The organism is Paenibacillus sp. FSL H8-0317 (assembly GCF_045040685.1).
Lineage (GTDB): Bacteria > Bacillota > Bacilli > Paenibacillales > Paenibacillaceae > Paenibacillus.
In genome coordinates this window covers 582,741-600,323 of sequence record NZ_CP150294.1, presented here as the reverse complement: position 1 = coordinate 600,323, position 17,583 = coordinate 582,741, and the positions used below count along the sequence as shown (strand labels likewise).

General features: G+C 47.2%; 18 protein-coding genes. 6 read left to right on the top strand and 12 right to left on the bottom strand.

Translation table 11 applies throughout. The features are described 5' to 3' along the window. Window positions 1–116: 116 nt before the first annotated feature. Complete coding sequence (locus MHB43_RS02985; protein ID WP_405131295.1) at window positions 117–1,394, bottom strand: transcriptional regulator; 1,278 nt, start codon at window positions 1,392–1,394, stop codon at window positions 117–119. A 284-nt stretch (window positions 1,395–1,678) separates the two neighbouring features. Further along, complete coding sequence (locus MHB43_RS02980) at window positions 1,679–2,734, bottom strand: lactonase family protein (RefSeq protein ID WP_405131294.1); 1,056 nt, start codon at window positions 2,732–2,734, stop codon at window positions 1,679–1,681. Between the two features lie 240 nt (window positions 2,735–2,974). Between MHB43_RS02980 and MHB43_RS02975 the strand changes: the two genes are divergently transcribed. Then, entirely contained in the window at window positions 2,975–3,835 is an 861-nt protein-coding gene (locus MHB43_RS02975) for an AraC family transcriptional regulator (RefSeq protein ID WP_405131293.1), read from the top strand. Between the two features lie 145 nt (window positions 3,836–3,980). Then, window positions 3,981–4,664: an S-layer homology domain-containing protein gene (locus MHB43_RS02970; RefSeq protein ID WP_405131292.1), complete on the top strand. Its 684-nt coding sequence runs from the start codon at window positions 3,981–3,983 to the stop codon at window positions 4,662–4,664. A 127-nt stretch (window positions 4,665–4,791) separates the two neighbouring features. Here MHB43_RS02970 and MHB43_RS02965 read toward each other — a convergent pair whose 3' ends face one another. The 3 genes from MHB43_RS02965 to MHB43_RS02955 all read right to left on the bottom strand — a co-directional run bounded on the left by MHB43_RS02965 (window position 4,792) and on the right by MHB43_RS02955 (window position 6,147). Then, on the bottom strand, window positions 4,792–5,418 hold the full coding sequence (locus MHB43_RS02965) for a nitroreductase family protein (protein ID WP_076215923.1): 627 nt from the start codon (window positions 5,416–5,418) through the stop codon (window positions 4,792–4,794). Between the two features lie 67 nt (window positions 5,419–5,485). Then, the gene (locus tag MHB43_RS02960) at window positions 5,486–5,617 is read right to left on the bottom strand and encodes a hypothetical protein (protein ID WP_260632933.1); all 132 of its coding nucleotides are present in this window, start codon (window positions 5,615–5,617) and stop codon (window positions 5,486–5,488) included. Between the two features lie 65 nt (window positions 5,618–5,682). Next, window positions 5,683–6,147 (bottom strand): Rrf2 family transcriptional regulator, encoded by a 465-nt coding sequence (locus MHB43_RS02955; RefSeq protein ID WP_076215926.1) that lies wholly within the window; start codon window positions 6,145–6,147, stop codon window positions 5,683–5,685. 430 nt (window positions 6,148–6,577) lie between these two features. Between MHB43_RS02955 and MHB43_RS02950 the strand changes: the two genes are divergently transcribed. Together MHB43_RS02950 and MHB43_RS02945 are read left to right on the top strand one after the other, a co-directional pair. Next, window positions 6,578–7,309, top strand: a complete 732-nt coding sequence (locus MHB43_RS02950) for an MBL fold metallo-hydrolase (RefSeq protein WP_221823729.1) — start codon at window positions 6,578–6,580, stop codon at window positions 7,307–7,309. Further along, the gene (locus tag MHB43_RS02945) at window positions 7,306–7,878 is read left to right on the top strand and encodes a TetR/AcrR family transcriptional regulator (protein WP_405131291.1); all 573 of its coding nucleotides are present in this window, start codon (window positions 7,306–7,308) and stop codon (window positions 7,876–7,878) included. Before MHB43_RS02950 ends, MHB43_RS02945 begins: the two co-directional genes overlap by 4 nt. Window positions 7,879–8,743: 865 nt before the next feature. Here MHB43_RS02945 and MHB43_RS02940 read toward each other — a convergent pair. From MHB43_RS02940 to MHB43_RS02930, 3 genes are read right to left on the bottom strand one after another with little or no spacing between them, the layout of a single operon-like run. Next, window positions 8,744–9,874 (bottom strand): hypothetical protein, encoded by a 1,131-nt coding sequence (locus MHB43_RS02940; RefSeq protein WP_237177660.1) that lies wholly within the window; start codon window positions 9,872–9,874, stop codon window positions 8,744–8,746. Window positions 9,875–9,927: 53 nt separating this feature from the next. Further along, window positions 9,928–11,370 carry a glycosyltransferase family 2 protein gene (locus MHB43_RS02935; protein WP_405131290.1) on the bottom strand — a complete coding sequence of 481 codons (1,443 nt, stop codon included), beginning with the start codon at window positions 11,368–11,370 and terminating at the stop codon, window positions 9,928–9,930. Then, on the bottom strand, window positions 11,351–12,505 hold the full coding sequence (locus MHB43_RS02930; protein ID WP_405131289.1) for a HEAT repeat domain-containing protein: 1,155 nt from the start codon (window positions 12,503–12,505) through the stop codon (window positions 11,351–11,353). Before MHB43_RS02930 ends, MHB43_RS02935 begins: the two co-directional genes overlap by 20 nt. Window positions 12,506–12,722: 217 nt before the next feature. Here MHB43_RS02930 and MHB43_RS02925 point away from each other — a divergent pair, with 217 nt between their 5' ends. Next, on the top strand, window positions 12,723–13,208 hold the full coding sequence (locus tag MHB43_RS02925; protein ID WP_179088578.1) for a CcdC family protein: 486 nt from the start codon (window positions 12,723–12,725) through the stop codon (window positions 13,206–13,208). A 121-nt stretch (window positions 13,209–13,329) separates the two neighbouring features. Here the strand turns inward: MHB43_RS02925 and MHB43_RS02920 are convergent, their stop codons facing one another. Beyond that, window positions 13,330–14,343, bottom strand: a complete 1,014-nt coding sequence (locus MHB43_RS02920; protein ID WP_076215938.1) for an NADP-dependent oxidoreductase — start codon at window positions 14,341–14,343, stop codon at window positions 13,330–13,332. A 174-nt stretch (window positions 14,344–14,517) separates the two neighbouring features. Beyond that, window positions 14,518–15,264: a type I methionyl aminopeptidase gene (gene map, locus MHB43_RS02915; RefSeq protein ID WP_211084250.1), complete on the bottom strand. Its 747-nt coding sequence runs from the start codon at window positions 15,262–15,264 to the stop codon at window positions 14,518–14,520. A gap of 207 nt (window positions 15,265–15,471) precedes the next feature. Between map and MHB43_RS02910 the strand changes: the two genes are divergently transcribed. After that, on the top strand, window positions 15,472–15,681 hold the full coding sequence (locus MHB43_RS02910) for a hypothetical protein (protein ID WP_017690946.1): 210 nt from the start codon (window positions 15,472–15,474) through the stop codon (window positions 15,679–15,681). Window positions 15,682–15,899: 218 nt separating this feature from the next. Here MHB43_RS02910 and MHB43_RS02905 read toward each other — a convergent pair whose 3' ends face one another. Then, window positions 15,900–16,721: a serine/threonine protein kinase gene (locus MHB43_RS02905; RefSeq protein WP_405131288.1), complete on the bottom strand. Its 822-nt coding sequence runs from the start codon at window positions 16,719–16,721 to the stop codon at window positions 15,900–15,902. A gap of 135 nt (window positions 16,722–16,856) precedes the next feature. Next, on the bottom strand, window positions 16,857–17,543 hold the full coding sequence (locus MHB43_RS02900) for a hypothetical protein (protein WP_237177652.1): 687 nt from the start codon (window positions 17,541–17,543) through the stop codon (window positions 16,857–16,859). Window positions 17,544–17,583 lie beyond the last annotated feature (40 nt).

Below are 17,583 nucleotides of genomic sequence, written 5' to 3'. Positions count from 1 at the left end.
TTAGTAATTGAATGGTTGCTACATGAAAAAAGCCAACGGATTTCTCCTTCAGCTTCGTAAAGTATATTACAGTGTAATCATAATGCTAAATAGATTCAGAACTAAAGTACTTGTTATTAAGCATTAATTCGCTGCATTTCATTAATTAGTAATTTAAGCTTTTCCTTGTCTTCAAAATTTTCACTACTAAAGCTTTTTTCAAGAAAAGCCATTACATATTTAATGAAATTGAGATCATTATTTTTTTGGATAGAGAAGTTCAATCCTTCTAAAATTCGACTTATTGCAACATCGCGATTGTGGTTTAAATAGTATATCGCCAATTCCCCTAGAAGTTTTGCATAATTTTGATTCATCATTGAAGAATTGTATTGTCCAAACTCTGTCTTGTATGTACGTAAAGGAATGTAATCCGAGAAACGCTCTAAAATATCATCAATATTCCAGTTAAACTTATTCGCTGCCTGGATGATGTAACGTAATGCCAAAAATATCTCATCCGGGTATTGTGTGATGTAATTTGCATATTTTTTAACAACATTTATATCTCCAGATAACATCTGATAGAGATACTTATTAGCCGTTGCCCATTCTTCGAATTGCTTCAGCACACGTCGAGACTCATCATCGTCCTCCCGCACCCAGCTCTGTCCACTTGCATAAAGCCCCACAAGTTCTAATGCTTTGTCATAGTCTCCCTGCTCCTCAAATACCGTCGACTGAATCAACCAAGCATATAGTATATAAAAGTAAAGTGGCCTCACTGTTAGTTTCCACTCCTGATTTTGTCGTTCCGAAATGTTAATTGTATTATATTGAATTTTGGCTAACTGTAACATCTTGTCAGCAAAATTTTTAACTTCGCTCCATTTATTTACCGAGCCAAAAACATGAATTAGATCTTTGAAGGCTTCAAGTTGGTATCCCTCATCCAACCGGTCAACATAGGGCTCGAACAAGATAGCCATCCTTAGATTTTCCTCCAGGTTCTCACCTTGTCCAATTAGAAACATGCGATACTGACACATCGCAAGCCGTTCGGAATGCTGATATTTCTCAACTTCACTCACACTCTTAAATAACAACGCCGCCGCAGACCGCTGATTTTGTTCAAATAATTGTTCAGCCATCTCAAATAGTTCTGTCGCATAATCCAGGTCGTCCAGTAGCCGATAAAGAATCTGCTCAATGCAGTCCAGCCGATTCAACTCCGCACTTCGGAGAATAAACGGTCTGATCCGCCGCATGGATACGGAATAAGCAAAACATTCTTCCACATAGTCGGCAAAAAAATGATCTGCTGCCACGCCCATTCCTGATGATATCGCAATCAACTGACTCACGGATATGGGACGATTTCCATGTAAAATACGACTAATTGTGCCTGTATTCATGCCAGATACTTCCGAGAATCGGGAGAGCGTCATGCTGTTCTTATCGATATACTGGGTTAATTGCTCCCGAATTGAATTTGCAGGTATCAAGGAAAGCACCACCCTTCGTGCAACATCCAGATTTTAGGTTTTATCCCTATCTATCCTGATCATAATGAACGTTCGAACGAGGGTCAATAAAAAAATGTGATAATTGCCACTATTTTCAAGTTATTCGCATAAAAAGACTAAAAAAGCTGTAAAACCATGTGTTTCTCCATGATTTCACAGCTTATAGACCACTTTTACACCACAGGCGCAATACATACCGGACGAGGCAGTTCCAGCTTGAACCCGTTATGTGTCAGACGTCCGTCTTCTTCACTGATCTGGAATCCTACGAGGTTATTGCTGTCCTGATTCGCCACGACCAGAATTCCGCCTGGCAAAATATTAAAGTTACGTGGTGTCTGCCTAATCGTGGACGTCCACTCTACAGCTTCCAACTCACCGCTCTCCTGATCAATATGATAGAGCACGATGCTGTCATCTCCCCGATTGGATGCATACAGGAAGCGTCCACATGGAGATACACGGATGTCCGCAGCTGTCCCCTCTCCTTTATGCCCTTCTGGAAGTGTGGAAATGTGCTGTACCGTAGTGAACTCCCCTCTGCGCTCATCGTACAGGAATGCCGTAACCGTGTTGTTCAATTCGTTGATTACATACGCCCACTTCGAGTTAGGATGAAACACAAGATGCCTTGGACCTGCGCCTGGTGGCTGATCCATCTCACGATGGGTAACCAGACGTCCCTCTTCCAACCGATACACAATGATCTGATCCAGACCGAGATCACATACGACAGCATACTGCCCGGACGGATCTGGTTGAATGGAGTGTGCATGCGGCCCTTCCTGGCGGTCTTCATTGATTCCACTTCCCGTGTGCTCCACCCATGCACTCATCTCACCAAGCGTCCCCTGATCGCCAACCGGGAATACATTGACACTGCCGCTGCTATAGTTGGATGAGAACACCCACTGACCATCCGTGGAGACAGACACATAACATGGAGAAGCCCCTCTGGTCTGTTTTCGATCCATCAGGTGCAGCTCACTCGTTGCCGCATCTCTCCGATAGACCAACACCTCTCCCTCTTCCGTTTCACTCGCCACATACAGACAGTTCCCATCTGGGCTTAGCGCCAGATAAGACGGATTATCCACACCATCCATGTGATTGACGATTCGCATCTCTCCTGTATCCGCATTCAACGCACATAGGAATATTCCGGGTTCATCCGCTGACGCATACGTACCTGTATAGAAAAACGTTTCCTGAGTTGTGACTGGTTCCATAACTATATCTCTCCCTTATCCTATATATTCACTGTTCTGATTCTTCTCACTGGTATGTACTTACCCAATTCACGGGCAATTGCTTCACTTCCTGTCCTATAACGTGGCTTTCTTATTCGATAACAACCCCGGTGTGCACTCTCATATCTGTCATTGACTCCCTTATCCCCTCTCACCATAATACAAAGTATGAGACCTAACAACAGACCACCCCTACTGCGTAAATCTGATGGATTTCGTATGCAAAAACTCATTGTGCTTCCGGACGCCCTGCTGCAAGAAACCGCAGCTTATCCGGTCACGTCCGGATTATACGTAACCGATATCGGTTACTTTCACGAAGCGGAGCATCATTACCGTGATCGTCCCGATGGTTGTGAATCACACATTCTGATGTACTGTGTCCAAGGCACAGGCTGGTATACGATGGATGGCAGCAAGACATATGATGTCAACCCGGGAAACCTCGTTATATTACCTGCACATGTTCCTCATGTGTACGGAGCAAACGCAGCTGAACCATGGAGCATCTTCTGGATTCATCTGCGCGGGGAACACGCTTTATCCTACATAGAACCCTTGTTAACTCATCATATTACTACCATGCCCCCGGCCAAGGCTCAAAAATGGCTTGAGTTGTTCCAGGAATGTTACGGCGCGTTAGAGACGGGTTACTCCATGCAAACGATGACGTATGCCTCCCAGATCATCGGTTATATGCTTGGTATGCTCGCTTATGGACCGGAGACGATAGGGACAGATGTTGGGATCGTGAGCAGCAAACGGGCGGCTGAACAATCCGTTCAATATATGCTGGAGCACCTGGAGAATGGAATCACCCTCAAGGAACTGGCGGCTCACGCGCGGCTGTCTGTCCCTCATTACTCTCAATTATTCAAGCAAGCTACAGGGCATTCGCCCATCGATTATTTCCTGCGGCTGAAGATTCAGCATTCCTGCCGCTATCTGGATTTTACTGATTGGACCGTGAAGCAGATCAGTTCCGAGCTTGGATTCAAGGACCCTTACTACTTCTCCCGTCTGTTCAGCAAAATGATGGGACGTTCACCCACGGATTATCGAAATAAATCCAAAGGTTAGAGGTAGTGCCTTCACTTAGCCCTTTCTGAATCATTATGAATTCAGTTGGAAAATTGCAGCAACCTTTTAAACAGAAGGGTCGTCTATAGGGGCAAATAACTTTTATATAAAGGGATTATCCCTGGAAAAGTGAGGCACACCTATCATGAAAAAAAATATAATTGCTACATTAACTGCGGGAGCTCTGCTCACGCTGTCTCTGAGTGCAGGCCCGATCAACGCTGCGCAGGCCCAATTCACGGATATTCAAGGTATCGCAGGAGCAGACAAAATTGAATCTCTCTATCAGGATGGATTCATCAAAGGCGTGAGTGACAGCTTGTTCAAACCTGAACTGGAGTTAAATACCGCTCAGGGCATTCAACTAATTGCGGATGGACTGAATCTGAATCTGGACACGATTCGTTTTATCAAACAGCCGCTGCCAAGTGACCACTTCTCTCATGTAAAAGATGGCGTATGGTACAGTGATGCATTTATCCGTGCACAATATAATGGCATTCAGATGTCACAGGATATCGATCCGTCCAAACCGCTTACTCGTGAACAATTCACACTGTTCCTGATGCAAGGCATCGAGGCCAAAGGCGGTCTGCCGATGATTAATATCAAACCTGTGGACATTACCGACGAACAGGAACTTACGCCAGAGTATCAAGGTGCCATTCAGCGTTCACTCGTTCTCAAAATCAATCAACTGGATGCCGACGGCAACTTCAATCCCAAACAAACGATTACTCGTGCCGAAGCAGCAGTGATGATGTATAACGCAATCGAGTACATGGAATCGTTCCATGCACCACAAATCCCGGAAACACCTGAGGAGTAATATTTCCTTGGTGGAAGCAGTATGCCAAACAGCCGCACCTTCCCTCAACAGGAAAGTGCGGCCGTTTGTATTATACCGTTATTTATACCTATATCACTGATGCAATCATCAGATTTAACTTTCTAACTTAGAAAGAACCTTTAACAACAACCTCAGACAACGGTAAACGTCCTGACGGGCGAGCTGGCTGTGCAGCTTTACCTACAGTAATCAACAACGTTGGCACAAATCGTGCAGGAATGTTGAATGTTTCGATCAGTTTTTGTGGATTATATCCACCGATTGGACATGTATCGTAACCCAGGGAGCGTGCAGCAAGCATAATATTTTGGGAAGCAAAAGATGCATTGCGGATCGCTTCATCGCGAGCGATTTGCGGGCTTTGGTAAGCACCGTTGATCTGTCCAACCAATGCGTCACGAACCTCAGCAGTCAGTGCGCCTGCCTCAACAGCTTGATCGTAGATTACGGTGTTTCGGTTTGCTTCCAAATCTCCAAGAACAGCAATCGTAACCGAACTTTCCACGATCTGACTTTGACCGTAAGCAACTGGCAGCAATTTCGCTTTGTCTGCTTCAGATTCAATTACGAGGAATCTCCAGTGTTGCAGGTTCCATGAAGATGGTGCTTCCGCTGCTGCTGTCAGAATCGCATTGAGATCAGCTTCAGGCAATTCAAAACCTTTTTCGTACTTTTTGACAGCATGGCGTTCGCTAATAACGCGAAGTGTTTCATTTTTTTCAATGCCTGACATGTGTTCCACTCCCCAGAATCTAGTTTGTTTATACTTCTTTACTTTCGCAAGGTAATCTTGAAGAATACTACTCTCCCAAGGATTTGCCTTCCGAAAATAACATCAGCGCAGATAATCTCTCCCCATCTGTGTTCACGTTATGCCCGGAATCGCCTGAGAACATCAATGGATCTTTCACCGGAGCACACGCCAATGCCATAACTTGTCCACCATGCCTGACTCAACCAAGGCCATGTCATGAAGGACCATTCGTTGTGGACTCCGTCAGGACTTCTCCTTTGCAGGCAATCCATTCAGCGACAGGGTTATCGCTTCCCCATGACCTATGCGCTCTTTCACATCCTGAATGGATATACGGTCAAAATAAGCGCTGAGCGCCTCTTCGCCTCCGTTATATATGTTCCCCATCACATCCTGCATATTGGAAGATACTACGCACGATGAACCGGACTCCCCTGAGCACCAGTTGGGACCGAGTGAACCACCAGCTACCAGTCTGTACAATTCTCCCAGCTTGATCTCTTCACTTGGACGGCTAAGCAAGTACCCACCATGAGCACCTTCCTTCGTCGTCAGGTAACCATGTTTGCGCAGAACACTAAGTACCTTACGGACTCTGGCCGGGTGTGTACCCACACTCTGGGACAAATCTTCACTATTGGCCATACACTCATTTCTCATCGACAGAAAAACAAGACAATGCACCGCTATGGTAAATTCGCTGTTCATAACTTACTCCTTCCCGGCTTACAACACCGATGAACTCCAACCCAAGGTAAGTATAACTGTCATTATATGAATAACAGTTATGTTTGTCAACTTTCATCCCGAATGGAGATCAAACGTGATTTTTCCTGTTATACCAATACTTACAGCTCATCAACACAATTAAGCTAGGATGAACATCCTGTCTTCATTTTTATCCAAAAAGAACAAAAAAGTGAGCCTTTCGCTACGCGAAGGGCTCCAATAAGATAGACATATGAAAGGGCTTACGTGATTATTATAATCGGTAATCCTCAATTTGAAAACGCTTTTTTTGTAAAGTGCATCATTATTTTAAATTTTTTTTATTTGAATAAAATGAACAATAGGTATTGATAAAACTAATGTCATTAGTTATGATACTAATACCATTAGTTTTAAGGAGGGTTTAACGATGCGTATTACCCGAGAATTTGATGTCGTTCAAGTTACGTTTTTCCCAAGACTTTTCCCTGTGAACGTATACCTGATTGAAGAGGAAGATGGATTAACGCTGATTGATGCCGGAATACCGGTCAGTCTTAAGGGGATTTTGGCAACTGCCCAGTCCCTTGGAAAGCCCATTACCAAGATCATTCTGACTCACGCGCATAGCGACCATATTGGTGCATTGGATCGTCTCAAAGAGGCACTGCCCCAAGCCGAGGTCTTCATCTCCAGACGGGATGCCCGGTTATTGGCGGGTGATACTTCCCTTCTTCCCGGTGAGCCACAAACCCCGGTACGCGGCGGCGTGCCTAAGCCCAAAGCGGTGCGCACCCAGCCAAACCACTTGCTGGATGACGGTGACCAGATTGGTTCACTGGTCGCCATTGCCTCACCAGGACATACGCCGGGGCATATGTCCTTCATGGATGCGCGCAGCCGCGTGCTCATCGCTGGCGACGCGTACCAGCTGCAAGGCGGCCTTGCCGTATCCGGCCGCATGCGCCCGCTCTTCCCGTTCCCCGCGCTGGCGACGTGGAACCGCGAAGCGGCTCTGACCAGCGCGAAGCGCCTGGCGGAGCTGGAACCGTCCGTGCTGGCGGTAGGCCACGGACGGATGCTGCGCCAGCCCGCGGCCGCCATGCGCGCGGCAGCCGCTGATGCACAGCAGCGGCTCGGCCTTGCCGGGGGGCATCTGTGAGCCCCCGGCAAGGGCTGGATCGCGGCGCTCTGCTCAGCGCCGCCGCCCAGCTTGCTGACAGCGACGGCTTTCAGGCGCTGACACTCGCCGCGTTGGCACAGCGGCTGGATGTGCGCTCGCCGTCGCTCTACAACCACATCAGCGGACTTCCCGGGCTTCGCCAGGAAATGGCGCTGATGTCCGTACAACAGCTTAGCCGCACATTAACCGCGGCTACGGCTGACCGCACAGGCGACGATGCCATCCAGGCCATCGCTGCGGCATACATTGGCTTCGTCCGCAAGCACCCCGGGCTGTACGAAGCCTCATTCCATGCCCCGGATCGCGAAGAGCCACAGCTCGCCGCGGCCAGCACAGCTACGCTGGAGTTGTTGCTGCACAGCTTGCAGCCCTACCCGCTCACCGAAGCGGAAGCATTGCACGCCGTTCGTGGTTTGCGCAGCCTCTGCCATGGATTTGCCTCCATTGAGGCACAGGGCGGCTTCGGCATGAACTTTGATCCAGACGAAAGTCTGCGTCTGACCGTATCCGCCTTCCTGCACGGACTCCGGCATCTTCACCAGGACTAGTTAAGCCTCGCATTGCATCATGAAAAAAGACTGCAGAAGATCTGCAGTCCTTTTTGCATTGCGGTGTACCGGTACATCCCATAGATTTGACAGTAATAATGTAATAGTTACGCCAATTATTTTCAACACATTAACATCCACTTTGAATTCATCTTTCATCGGCTTGTGTTCATTTAACGTGTCTGTGATTCGTTACATTTACCAACATACCAAATTAGGCAAAATAGGCAAAATAAGATGTGCTGAGTTCGTTAGAACATGCAACGTACGGTGCTTCAGATCACGATGTCATAGATACTCGTCCACTCATCATAGCGGCGTACGTCCAGACACACATTGTGTTATGGACTCTAAATACGGAGCGTTCATGCTCCAACTTGCATTGATCATACGGGACACGGCTAGATAAGGATCTTACTCTGATCGTAATGCACATGGTAGTAAATGTTTTATTACTATTCATGTATAGATCACGCTATAGTTCAGTACACACATTGGGGCGATTCTCGATACGGAGCTTACCCTGATCGTGATGCACACTTTAGTGCTTGTTTTAGTACTTGTTCTAATACGAATCTTTATAGATCACACTACATGTACGCCGCAGTGGGATGATTCTTGTTGAGGATCTAGCTACAACTCCCATTGTTCATGGTGGTAAGAGTCTGAAACGTATTCGATCTCCCCAGTCCCAATCCCATTTCACTTGGCAATCTGATCCTTACTTGATTCGCCCTGTCTCTCAATTACACTTTTGCCACTCACAACGACGCACTTCTCTATTATGTACATCTCCCGTTCCTCTCGAAGGCTGGAATGGACTTTGGCTTCCCTCTTTCCATCGAAACGGTTCTCGATAGCCTATCTATGGCCATTGCTGCCGTCCATCCTGCACTTCTTTCAAAATATGCTTCATCACGGGCACGTACACCTTCCAGTAGAACATGTCCGGAATATCTTTCTGATCTGGCGTAAGTTTGGACCGGACGACCTCCCATCCCCGGATTCGACGCCAGAAGGAATAATGCTTCATTTCTCCAAAGGACCCTGCCATGTAATACGACCGATTATAGTCGTCGTAGCGGACAAGTGCAGCAAATTCCGCAGGAATTCCTGCATCCACCAGCTTCTGCTCGCCTGTCTCCGTAAGATCCGTCTTATACCAGGCCAGTATGGAATTCTTCTGTTGCGGCACAATGATATCGAACCAGCCATTGTAATGTATATCCTGGGTTATACCGCTCCAATCGCTGCCTTCCGGTGTAAATGCAATCTGTATATTGCCTGTCTTCACATCCGGACCTTTCTCCAGTACCATGACCTGTCCATCCATATGTATCAGCAGCATACCCGCTCCGCGATAATGCCATTTCTTCTTCTCCTGCTGCTCATAGTGCGCCCTAACCCAGCGGGGTACTTCTTCTATACTTTGCAGATCAGATACCGATTTCCCCTGCCATCCACTGCTGTCCACACCCAAGATCGGGTATAGCTGCTCTCTTGTCATCTTGGAAGCCGTATTTGCCAATGCACTGTATTCGGCAACAATCGTCACGCCTTTATACGCAGCCTCGCGAATCTTCTGCACATCATATATTGTTAACCCTTCATAGACTTCGTCTTGCTTCCGTTCATTCTTTTGTGCAGACAGACTACTCCGATTCGCCGTCAGATAGATCAGATCCGTGTCCGTCACCTCATCAGGCAACAATCGCTTCATCCGAGGAAGCCCGTCCTGAAGATCATAGCCGTAATAATCCTCTTCATAGGAATAGTGTTCCCCTGTTTGCTGTACGATCTTCTGCTGATTCAGCAACCAGACCAATCCCTTGTGCCCCTGATAGGACTGGTCAGGTCTGCTCTTGTCAATAATCATGATGTTAAGCGGAACCGGGGCCTGGGATTGCCACATAATCCAGGGGACAACCAGCACCACCGATACCACTGTAAAACAAGCCAGCGTCCACATCGTGGCTGGCCTGTAACTTTTTTTCATGAAGCGTCTTCCTCCTTGCTCTGTTCCAAGGTATTACCAGGATTGCCGATAGTTTACCCCAATCCATTCCTGATCTCCTTCTCCTTTTCCTTCCTCAATCCCATAGCCTGCAAAATGCCAAACATACGGAATGTATTGTTCAGCGGTCTGAACCAGAACGTCTCCGAACAAGCATACAATAACAGACGCGTCACTGCTCTGGACGTATACGCTTTGCGTGAACACCATACTTCGAACATTACCATACCTGCGGACAACAGTGAACCATAGAGCGTCAGCAGCAGAACGAGAATGATGCATAGGTTGATATCCACCAACTGTAGCCCTATGCCTGAGATGAACAGCAAAATCACTCCCAGTTCCATCACAGGGCCCAACAATTCGATCAGAATAAAATACGGGATGGATACCATCCCCATCCAGCCATAGGCCGGATTGAAGATCATGCTCCGCTGGGCCCATAGACTGCTTGCAAGCTGCATGTGCCAACCGATACGTTGTCTGCACAGCTGACGCCATGTACCGGGCACTTCTACCCTGCAGATCGGATCGGGAATGTATATAATACGACCACGTTCCCGAGTTCGCTTCATATGTTTCTGCAACCGCATGACCAGTTCCATGTGAGCGACCTGGTCATCGCGCTTGTAACCGCCAACTTCCATCACCCGGTTTTTTTTGAATACACCAAATACTTCAGACGTAAATAAAAGCACATTAATATTGTAACGAACAAGTCCCACACCACCAATCAAAAAAGCACGCACGTATTCAATGGTCTGCATTACATACAACGTACTGTCCGTAGGCCTTGTGCTGTTATCCGTTAAATCTGTATGATTCGTATTTCTGGGGGCCATGAGATCTACTCGTCCACTACAAGCAACAACCTCTTCTCCGGGGAGAGCATCCATAAAGGGTTTCATAATCTTCACCAATGCATCCCGTTCCAGAACTGTCCAGGGTCCAACAGAGGCGATATAAGGATATTGCGAGATATTCAGGCCTGCATTCAGGGAGTCCATTCGTCCTCCATACTCCTTGTCGATCACAACCAGACGATGATGTAACCTGGATTGGTAGACACATTTAATCTGAGCTGTCTCCTGGCCGAGTCCCGAATAATGAACTTTACTCCGAATGGGCATCAGATCATAGGTTTCTTTTAGACGCCGCATTGTTCCATCCTCTGATCCATCATTAATGATGATAACCTCATAGCGTGCATACTGAATATCCAGCAGACAATCAATTCGCTGTACGATCGTATTCTCACTATTACGCATCGGGACAAGCAGGGATACCGCAGGAGCCAGTTCTTCATCCAACATCTCATGATATTGCAGCGGGTCCAGATCCCTCTGGCGAATCAATGTACGAGCGGCAGCAACGACCAGAACACTGCACATCACAATCGCTAACACCAGATAGATAAATATCCCCTCGTAGCATGCCAAAACAAAACTCTGCAACATCTCAATCCATCTTTCGTCCATACTGCATCCTTTCCAGCGTTTCCTCCGCTATCTGCCTTGCATATTTATCCGGATGGTTTACAGCCGTTTCCCGGAGTTCTTCAAGTCCCTGCTCGTACCGGGCAAGAGAGTTCGCCGCTTCCTGTCGGATCTGAAAAGAAGGATCACCCATCATTACCTTCAGTCTAGGAATAAAAGCATCCGCATGAACAGTACCCATAAGCTGGGTCACTGTTAGTCTTTCAGAGCGTTGCCTCTCTTCACCAGATTCGTTCCATACCAGCAATAGCCCCTTCAGCATATCTTCGCAACCTCTGCCCACTTGAGCCAATGCCTGATACGCATGGGTACGCAGCAGCGCATCCTCTCCAAGAATGAGCTTCTCCAGTAGAACAACAGCACCCTCCGTCTGGTCATCCCGAATACGAATGGCGTGGACGATATTAGACTGGACCTGATAAGGTACCTCCTTGAAATGATCCTTCAGACGAGTCCAAGATGAATCGGTAAGCAACAGCAGAATCTGCAGATACTGCGAATCGGACCATACATATTGCTCACGCATCAATTCCTTCACGATTCTGAAATAACCGGTTCGGGCATATATGCGCAATATGATGAAGCGTTCAAGCGGCGTACAGGAAGTAACCCGTAGCATATCCTCTAACCTGGGCAGAAGCTCTATCATATGAAACTGTTCAATATATAACAACGTGTTGACTCGTTCACTCCACTTTCCCGTCTTCAGAACTGACCGGTATGAACTTCCAAAGACTTGCCAGGATAACAGACGAATTCGCAGAGTCTCGTGCTCTACCGGACCTTGAGCAAGCCGTTGCAATAACACCTGTTGCAAAACGCTCTGTTGATCTCCACTCATATTCAGTAAGTCTACTTTTATTTCTCCTTGGCCCAGGTACTGCTGTAACACCGAATCTTCGGAAAGTAATTCCTTCATCAGTGCCGTCTTAACTTTGTCCCTGCGCCCACTGCTATATTTCATCCATAAGATGTAACCGTAGATAACCAGCAAAAAAGCTAGTACACTTGCACATACAAGGCTGACCACATGTACCAACCAATCTGTATTACCTGCAAGCCACCCACTATGATGTGAGCCGATAAGCTTGATGTACATCCATTGTTGTCCAATCATTGCATGATTTCCCCTTAATCGAATAAACGGCCTTACAACGGGCACAATAATACAAAATTTTCAAATACACCCTGTGAATACATATCGGGTATATGATACACTAAGCTTTCTATCGGCTTTCTGCGTTTGTGATATAATAGGAACTGAAAATTCCGGCAATTCGTACTGAGTTCCGGATCACCGGATAACATATTATTCCAGAAAGAGGGAGTTCTACGTGGCTCAAATCAGTCCGTACTACCTGCAAATCGGAGCAACCGTGGGCATGCTCGTCATGGCACTGCTTGCCATCTTCATCCGCATGAAAGCCAGTCACAGACCGGTGACCATTCGCAAAATCCTTATTCCTCCGCTCGGCATGAGCACAGGATTTCTCATGTTTGTTGTACCGGCAACTCATGTTCCTCTACTCTGGGCATTCATTGCGTTTCTGGTGGGCTGGTTCCTTTTCTCCTATCCCCTCATTCGCAGTACACGGTTTGAACGAGTAGGTGAAGAAATTTTTGCCACACGTTCTCGCAGCTTTGCTTTTATCTTGCTTGGACTGTTGGCCGTACGCCTGATCCTGCATGAAGTCATTCAGCGATATGTAAGTATTCCGCAAACGGGCGGATTGTTCTTCCTGCTGGCTTTTGGCATGATTGTACGCTGGCGTGTATATATGTACAAACACTACAAAGAAGTGCTGGTCGCCGAACACTAGTCATCATACGCAGACCACGCACAGATTTACAGATAAAAAAGACACGTTCTGCTGCACCCTCGGTGTGCAGAACGTGTCTTTTCGTTTTCAACCTAATTTGTACATGTAAACCATTCGATATCTATTCAGGATCTGCAACCTTAACCAGTTGCTTGCCCAGATTATCTCCCGAGAAGAGACCCATGAATGCTTCCGGCGTCTGTTCGAACCCGTCCACAATGTTTTCTTCATACTGGATATGACCTTCCTTGATCCATTTCGCCAACTTGGCGCGGCCTTCCTTGAAGGATTTCGTATAGTCACCCAGCAGGAAACCTTTCATTAATGCTGTATTTGTTAACAGCAATGTCTGTGGTCGCATCCCGATATCCGGCTTCTCCAGATTATAGGACGAAATCTGACCGCATAACGGAATACGTGCATTCCGATTGATGTGGCGCAAGACTGCATCCGAGATGTCACCGCCCACATTATCAAAGTAGACATCTACACCATCCGGGCAAGCCCGTTCAATGGCCGCTGACATATCCTGCTCCTTCTTGTAATTCAACACCACGTCGAAGCCCAGCTTTTCTTTCAAATAAGCACATTTCTCATCAGAGCCTGCAATACCAACTACGCGTGCTCCCACAATTTTACCAATCTGACCTGCAATCATGCCTACCGCTCCGGCTGCTCCCGATACAACGACCGTTTCGCCGTCCTTCGGTTTGCCGATGTCCTCCATACCAAAATAAGCCGTCAGACCCGTCAGGCCCAGCGCACCCAGGTAAGCCGTGATTGGTGCTTCTTCCGTATCAATCAGCGACAGATCAGCCGTATTCACTGCGGCATATTGCTGCCAGCCCCACATACCGGATACGAGATCTCCTTTGCGCAGATTGGGTTCCGAAGATTCCACAACCTGTCCAATGGCTCCACCCTTGATCACTTCATTTAACGCGTACGGTGCAGCATAGGATTTTGTATCTTTCATGCGGCCCCGCATATACGGATCGACCGACAAATATAGTGTACGTACCAGAACTTGCCCAGCTTCCGGTTCAGGAAGAGGTGCATCAATGAAGTTGAAATTCTCTCTGGAAGGGGCACCTTCGGGACGAGACGCAAGTACGATCTGTTTATTTAAAGACACCAAAATTACCTCCTTGTTGCCAAGTGGACGCAAGGTTAACCCTTGTCAGCTGAGATCACTTACCACTGGCTCTGTGTTATCACTTCTTAATAGTTTAAACCGAAACAGGCGGATCACAAACGTGGGCCGCCTTGAAATATGCAAATATCGTCACATTGTAGCTGCTTTTGGCTATTATTGTGCTGTCAAAATCACTGGACCATCCGCCGTAATCGCAATCGTATGTTCATACTGGGCAGACAGACTTCCATCCAAAGTACGCGCAGTCCATCCATCTGAATCCAGCTTACTTCGGAATGTACCAATATTCAACATCGGTTCGATTGTAATAACCATGCCTTCCTTGAGACGCGGACCCCGATGAGGCGGACCGTAGTGAGGGACTTGTGGTTCCTCATGCATCTTCTCACCAATACCGTGTCCGATAAACTCACGCACAACCGATAGGCCTTCACCTTCTGCATACACTTGAATCGCATTGGAGATATCTCCGATCCGGTTACCCACCACGGCAAGTTCAATGCCCTTGTACAGAGAGTTTTTGGTTACATCCAGCAGATGTTGTGCTTCCGGAGTCACTTCACCTACGGCATATGACCAAGCCGAATCCGCCAGCCAGCCATTCAGATTAACGACCATGTCGATTGTAACGATATCGCCGTCTTTCAGTGCATATTTTCCCGGAAAGCCGTGACAGATCACATCATTAACCGACGCACATGTCGCATATTGGTACCCGTTATATCCCTTTTGTTCCGGCGTAGCGCCATTTTTCTTCATAAAAGCTTCTGCAAACTGGTCGATCTCCTGTGTCGTAATGCCTGGACGAATCATCTTTGCAATTTCTCTATGGCATGCGGCGAGAATTTCTCCGGCTTTTTTCATATATTCAATCTGTTCTTTGGTCTTCAATGTAATCATAATAACTACTCCTGTCCGTTAAAATCTTATCCTGTCCTCTATTGTAACGCTAAACACTCAAAATAAAAAATTCCGTGCAATCAGCAACATCCTATTATACGCCAAGCTCCTGTCCAATGAATACAATTATCCATGAAAAAATCGAAACCCCTTCTGATCTAGCCACGTATATGCTTAAAACAGTTGAAGTCGAAAGGGTGAAAGCTCATGTTCAAAAAGATTATCGGCAAACTTATCGATTCCAAATCTTCATCTCACCGCAAACGTTACAGCTCCTCGGACAGGCGCTCCTATAAACGTCACAGTAGTTCCTCAGGCAAGCGTTCCTACAAGCGCTATTCTTCTTCAGATGTGAAATACCGGGACAGCCGCAGTGGCTCCGGGTATTACAAAAGCAGAAAATACAGCTCCAGTTAAGCGGCTCTAACGATTGCTTTTAAAGTGCAATGATCACACACCAGCTTATTAGACGCTACAATAAATGAATATGTAATAAAGGGGTGTTCGCTAGCCATACACACGGCTAACAGAACACCCCTTTATTGTTTCTATATAGTAAAAAGGAAAAAGACCCCTACAGATTTCATACGAAGAGGTCACGGATAACTAGTATAGGTCCGCCTACAGAGCTTATTTCATTGTAATCTCAGCAACACTTTCTCAATCTCTGCCTGTAACTCTGTCGCCCCACCCTCATAACCTGGACGGAGTCCAAGGAGTCGCTCCAGCATCTGGTGCAATTCCGGCGTAAGCTTCAGTTCCTCCTGCCAGCTGGCGGATTCACGGCCCTTCTCTGGCTCATAAGCCGAATACAGCATAAAGAGAAGAAAGTGGCCGATATCCTGCAAATCATGATCCGGTGTAGCCCGTTCATCTTCAGGCTCAGGGACTTCACGCATACGTCGCTTCAGCTCCGGCAACAACGGCTCCCCCAAGCGTCTTGCCAGGCCAAAGTCAATCAGATGCACCTTCCCTTCACGTAAAATAACATTGGGAATCCGCACATCTCCATGAATATATCCCTGCTCATGCACATGAGCCACCGGAGCCAGCAGTTGACCTGCCAATTCCAGACATTCCCGCTCCGTATATCGAAGACCTTGCTCAAATATGCAATCTTCCAGCGTCTGTCCACGAATATACTCGGTGACGATATAACTTCGTCTCCCGGATGTGAACACATCCAACAGTTCAGGGATCGCCGGATGATGAAGACGTCTCATCACGTCTGCCTCCCGCTCCAACAGGTGCGCAGAGAGTCTGCCCTTGCTAGGCTTGGATTCCTTCAACGCCACTTCCCTGCCGTTCTGATCATCTGTACACAGGTATGTCAGCCCATAGCTCCCCATACCCAGTAATTCCTGTATTGTATAACGCTCAGCAATGGTCATGCCTTCCCGCCGAGGACGATCCATCCATAATCCGAGCACTCTTTGCCAACTTCGTCGCAGCTCCACAGATCCTCCCACGCCAGCTTCCTGATCCACTCAGTCTTTATCTTTACTGAGCAGTCGGTTACCAGTCTTCATGTTGTATGGAGCTTATTATATCAGGCCAATACTGTAAAATCACGATGGGTAAATGCCTGTTGCTCAAGCTTCCTTATGCTTCTTGGGCAGGAACCCGAACAACATACGCAGGGATACTCCTTTGGGTTTGCGTTTTCTTCCCTGGAAACTGCGCAGATTGGTCACGAGTTCACGATCCCGCTCTTCCTCCAGCTTCTCATTCATCCACAGGCGCTGTTTCTCCATCTGTTCCTGGAGCGCCATATGTGTATCAGCCAGATGCTGAAGGGTCAGCTCCAGTTCATCGACCCGCTGTTGCAGCAGCTGTACCCGATCATCCTGCTGTTGTTCTACAGCACCATAAGTCACCTCACTTACCAGTTGGCCCAGACCTTCATAGGATCTCAGATTACCCATTATTTCAGGTTCTTCAGGGAATACGGATGACATGACAGTCGCTGCACATTCCGTCTCTGACAGACCTTCAATCCCCACCACCGGTACATCTACTTCTACTGCAGATACAGGTACTTCTGGAGCCAATACAGTCACCACAGCATCAGCCAGGGGTAGATTATGCTCTCTGAGTTCAGTCATCAGACGTTCAATGCACTCGATGTCGTCGGATTTGAATAGTCTGGATTTGTTGGCTGACCGTTCGAACCGGTATCCCTGTTCTTCCAGTGCTGCCGCATATTTACGAAGAGTACTGGCACCTATGCCCAGGCTCTTGGCCGTTTCCGTCGTTGCTCCTGCTTCTTCAATCATCATTAATTCCCTCCCGGAATGAAGTCTTTTGGGAATCCATTTC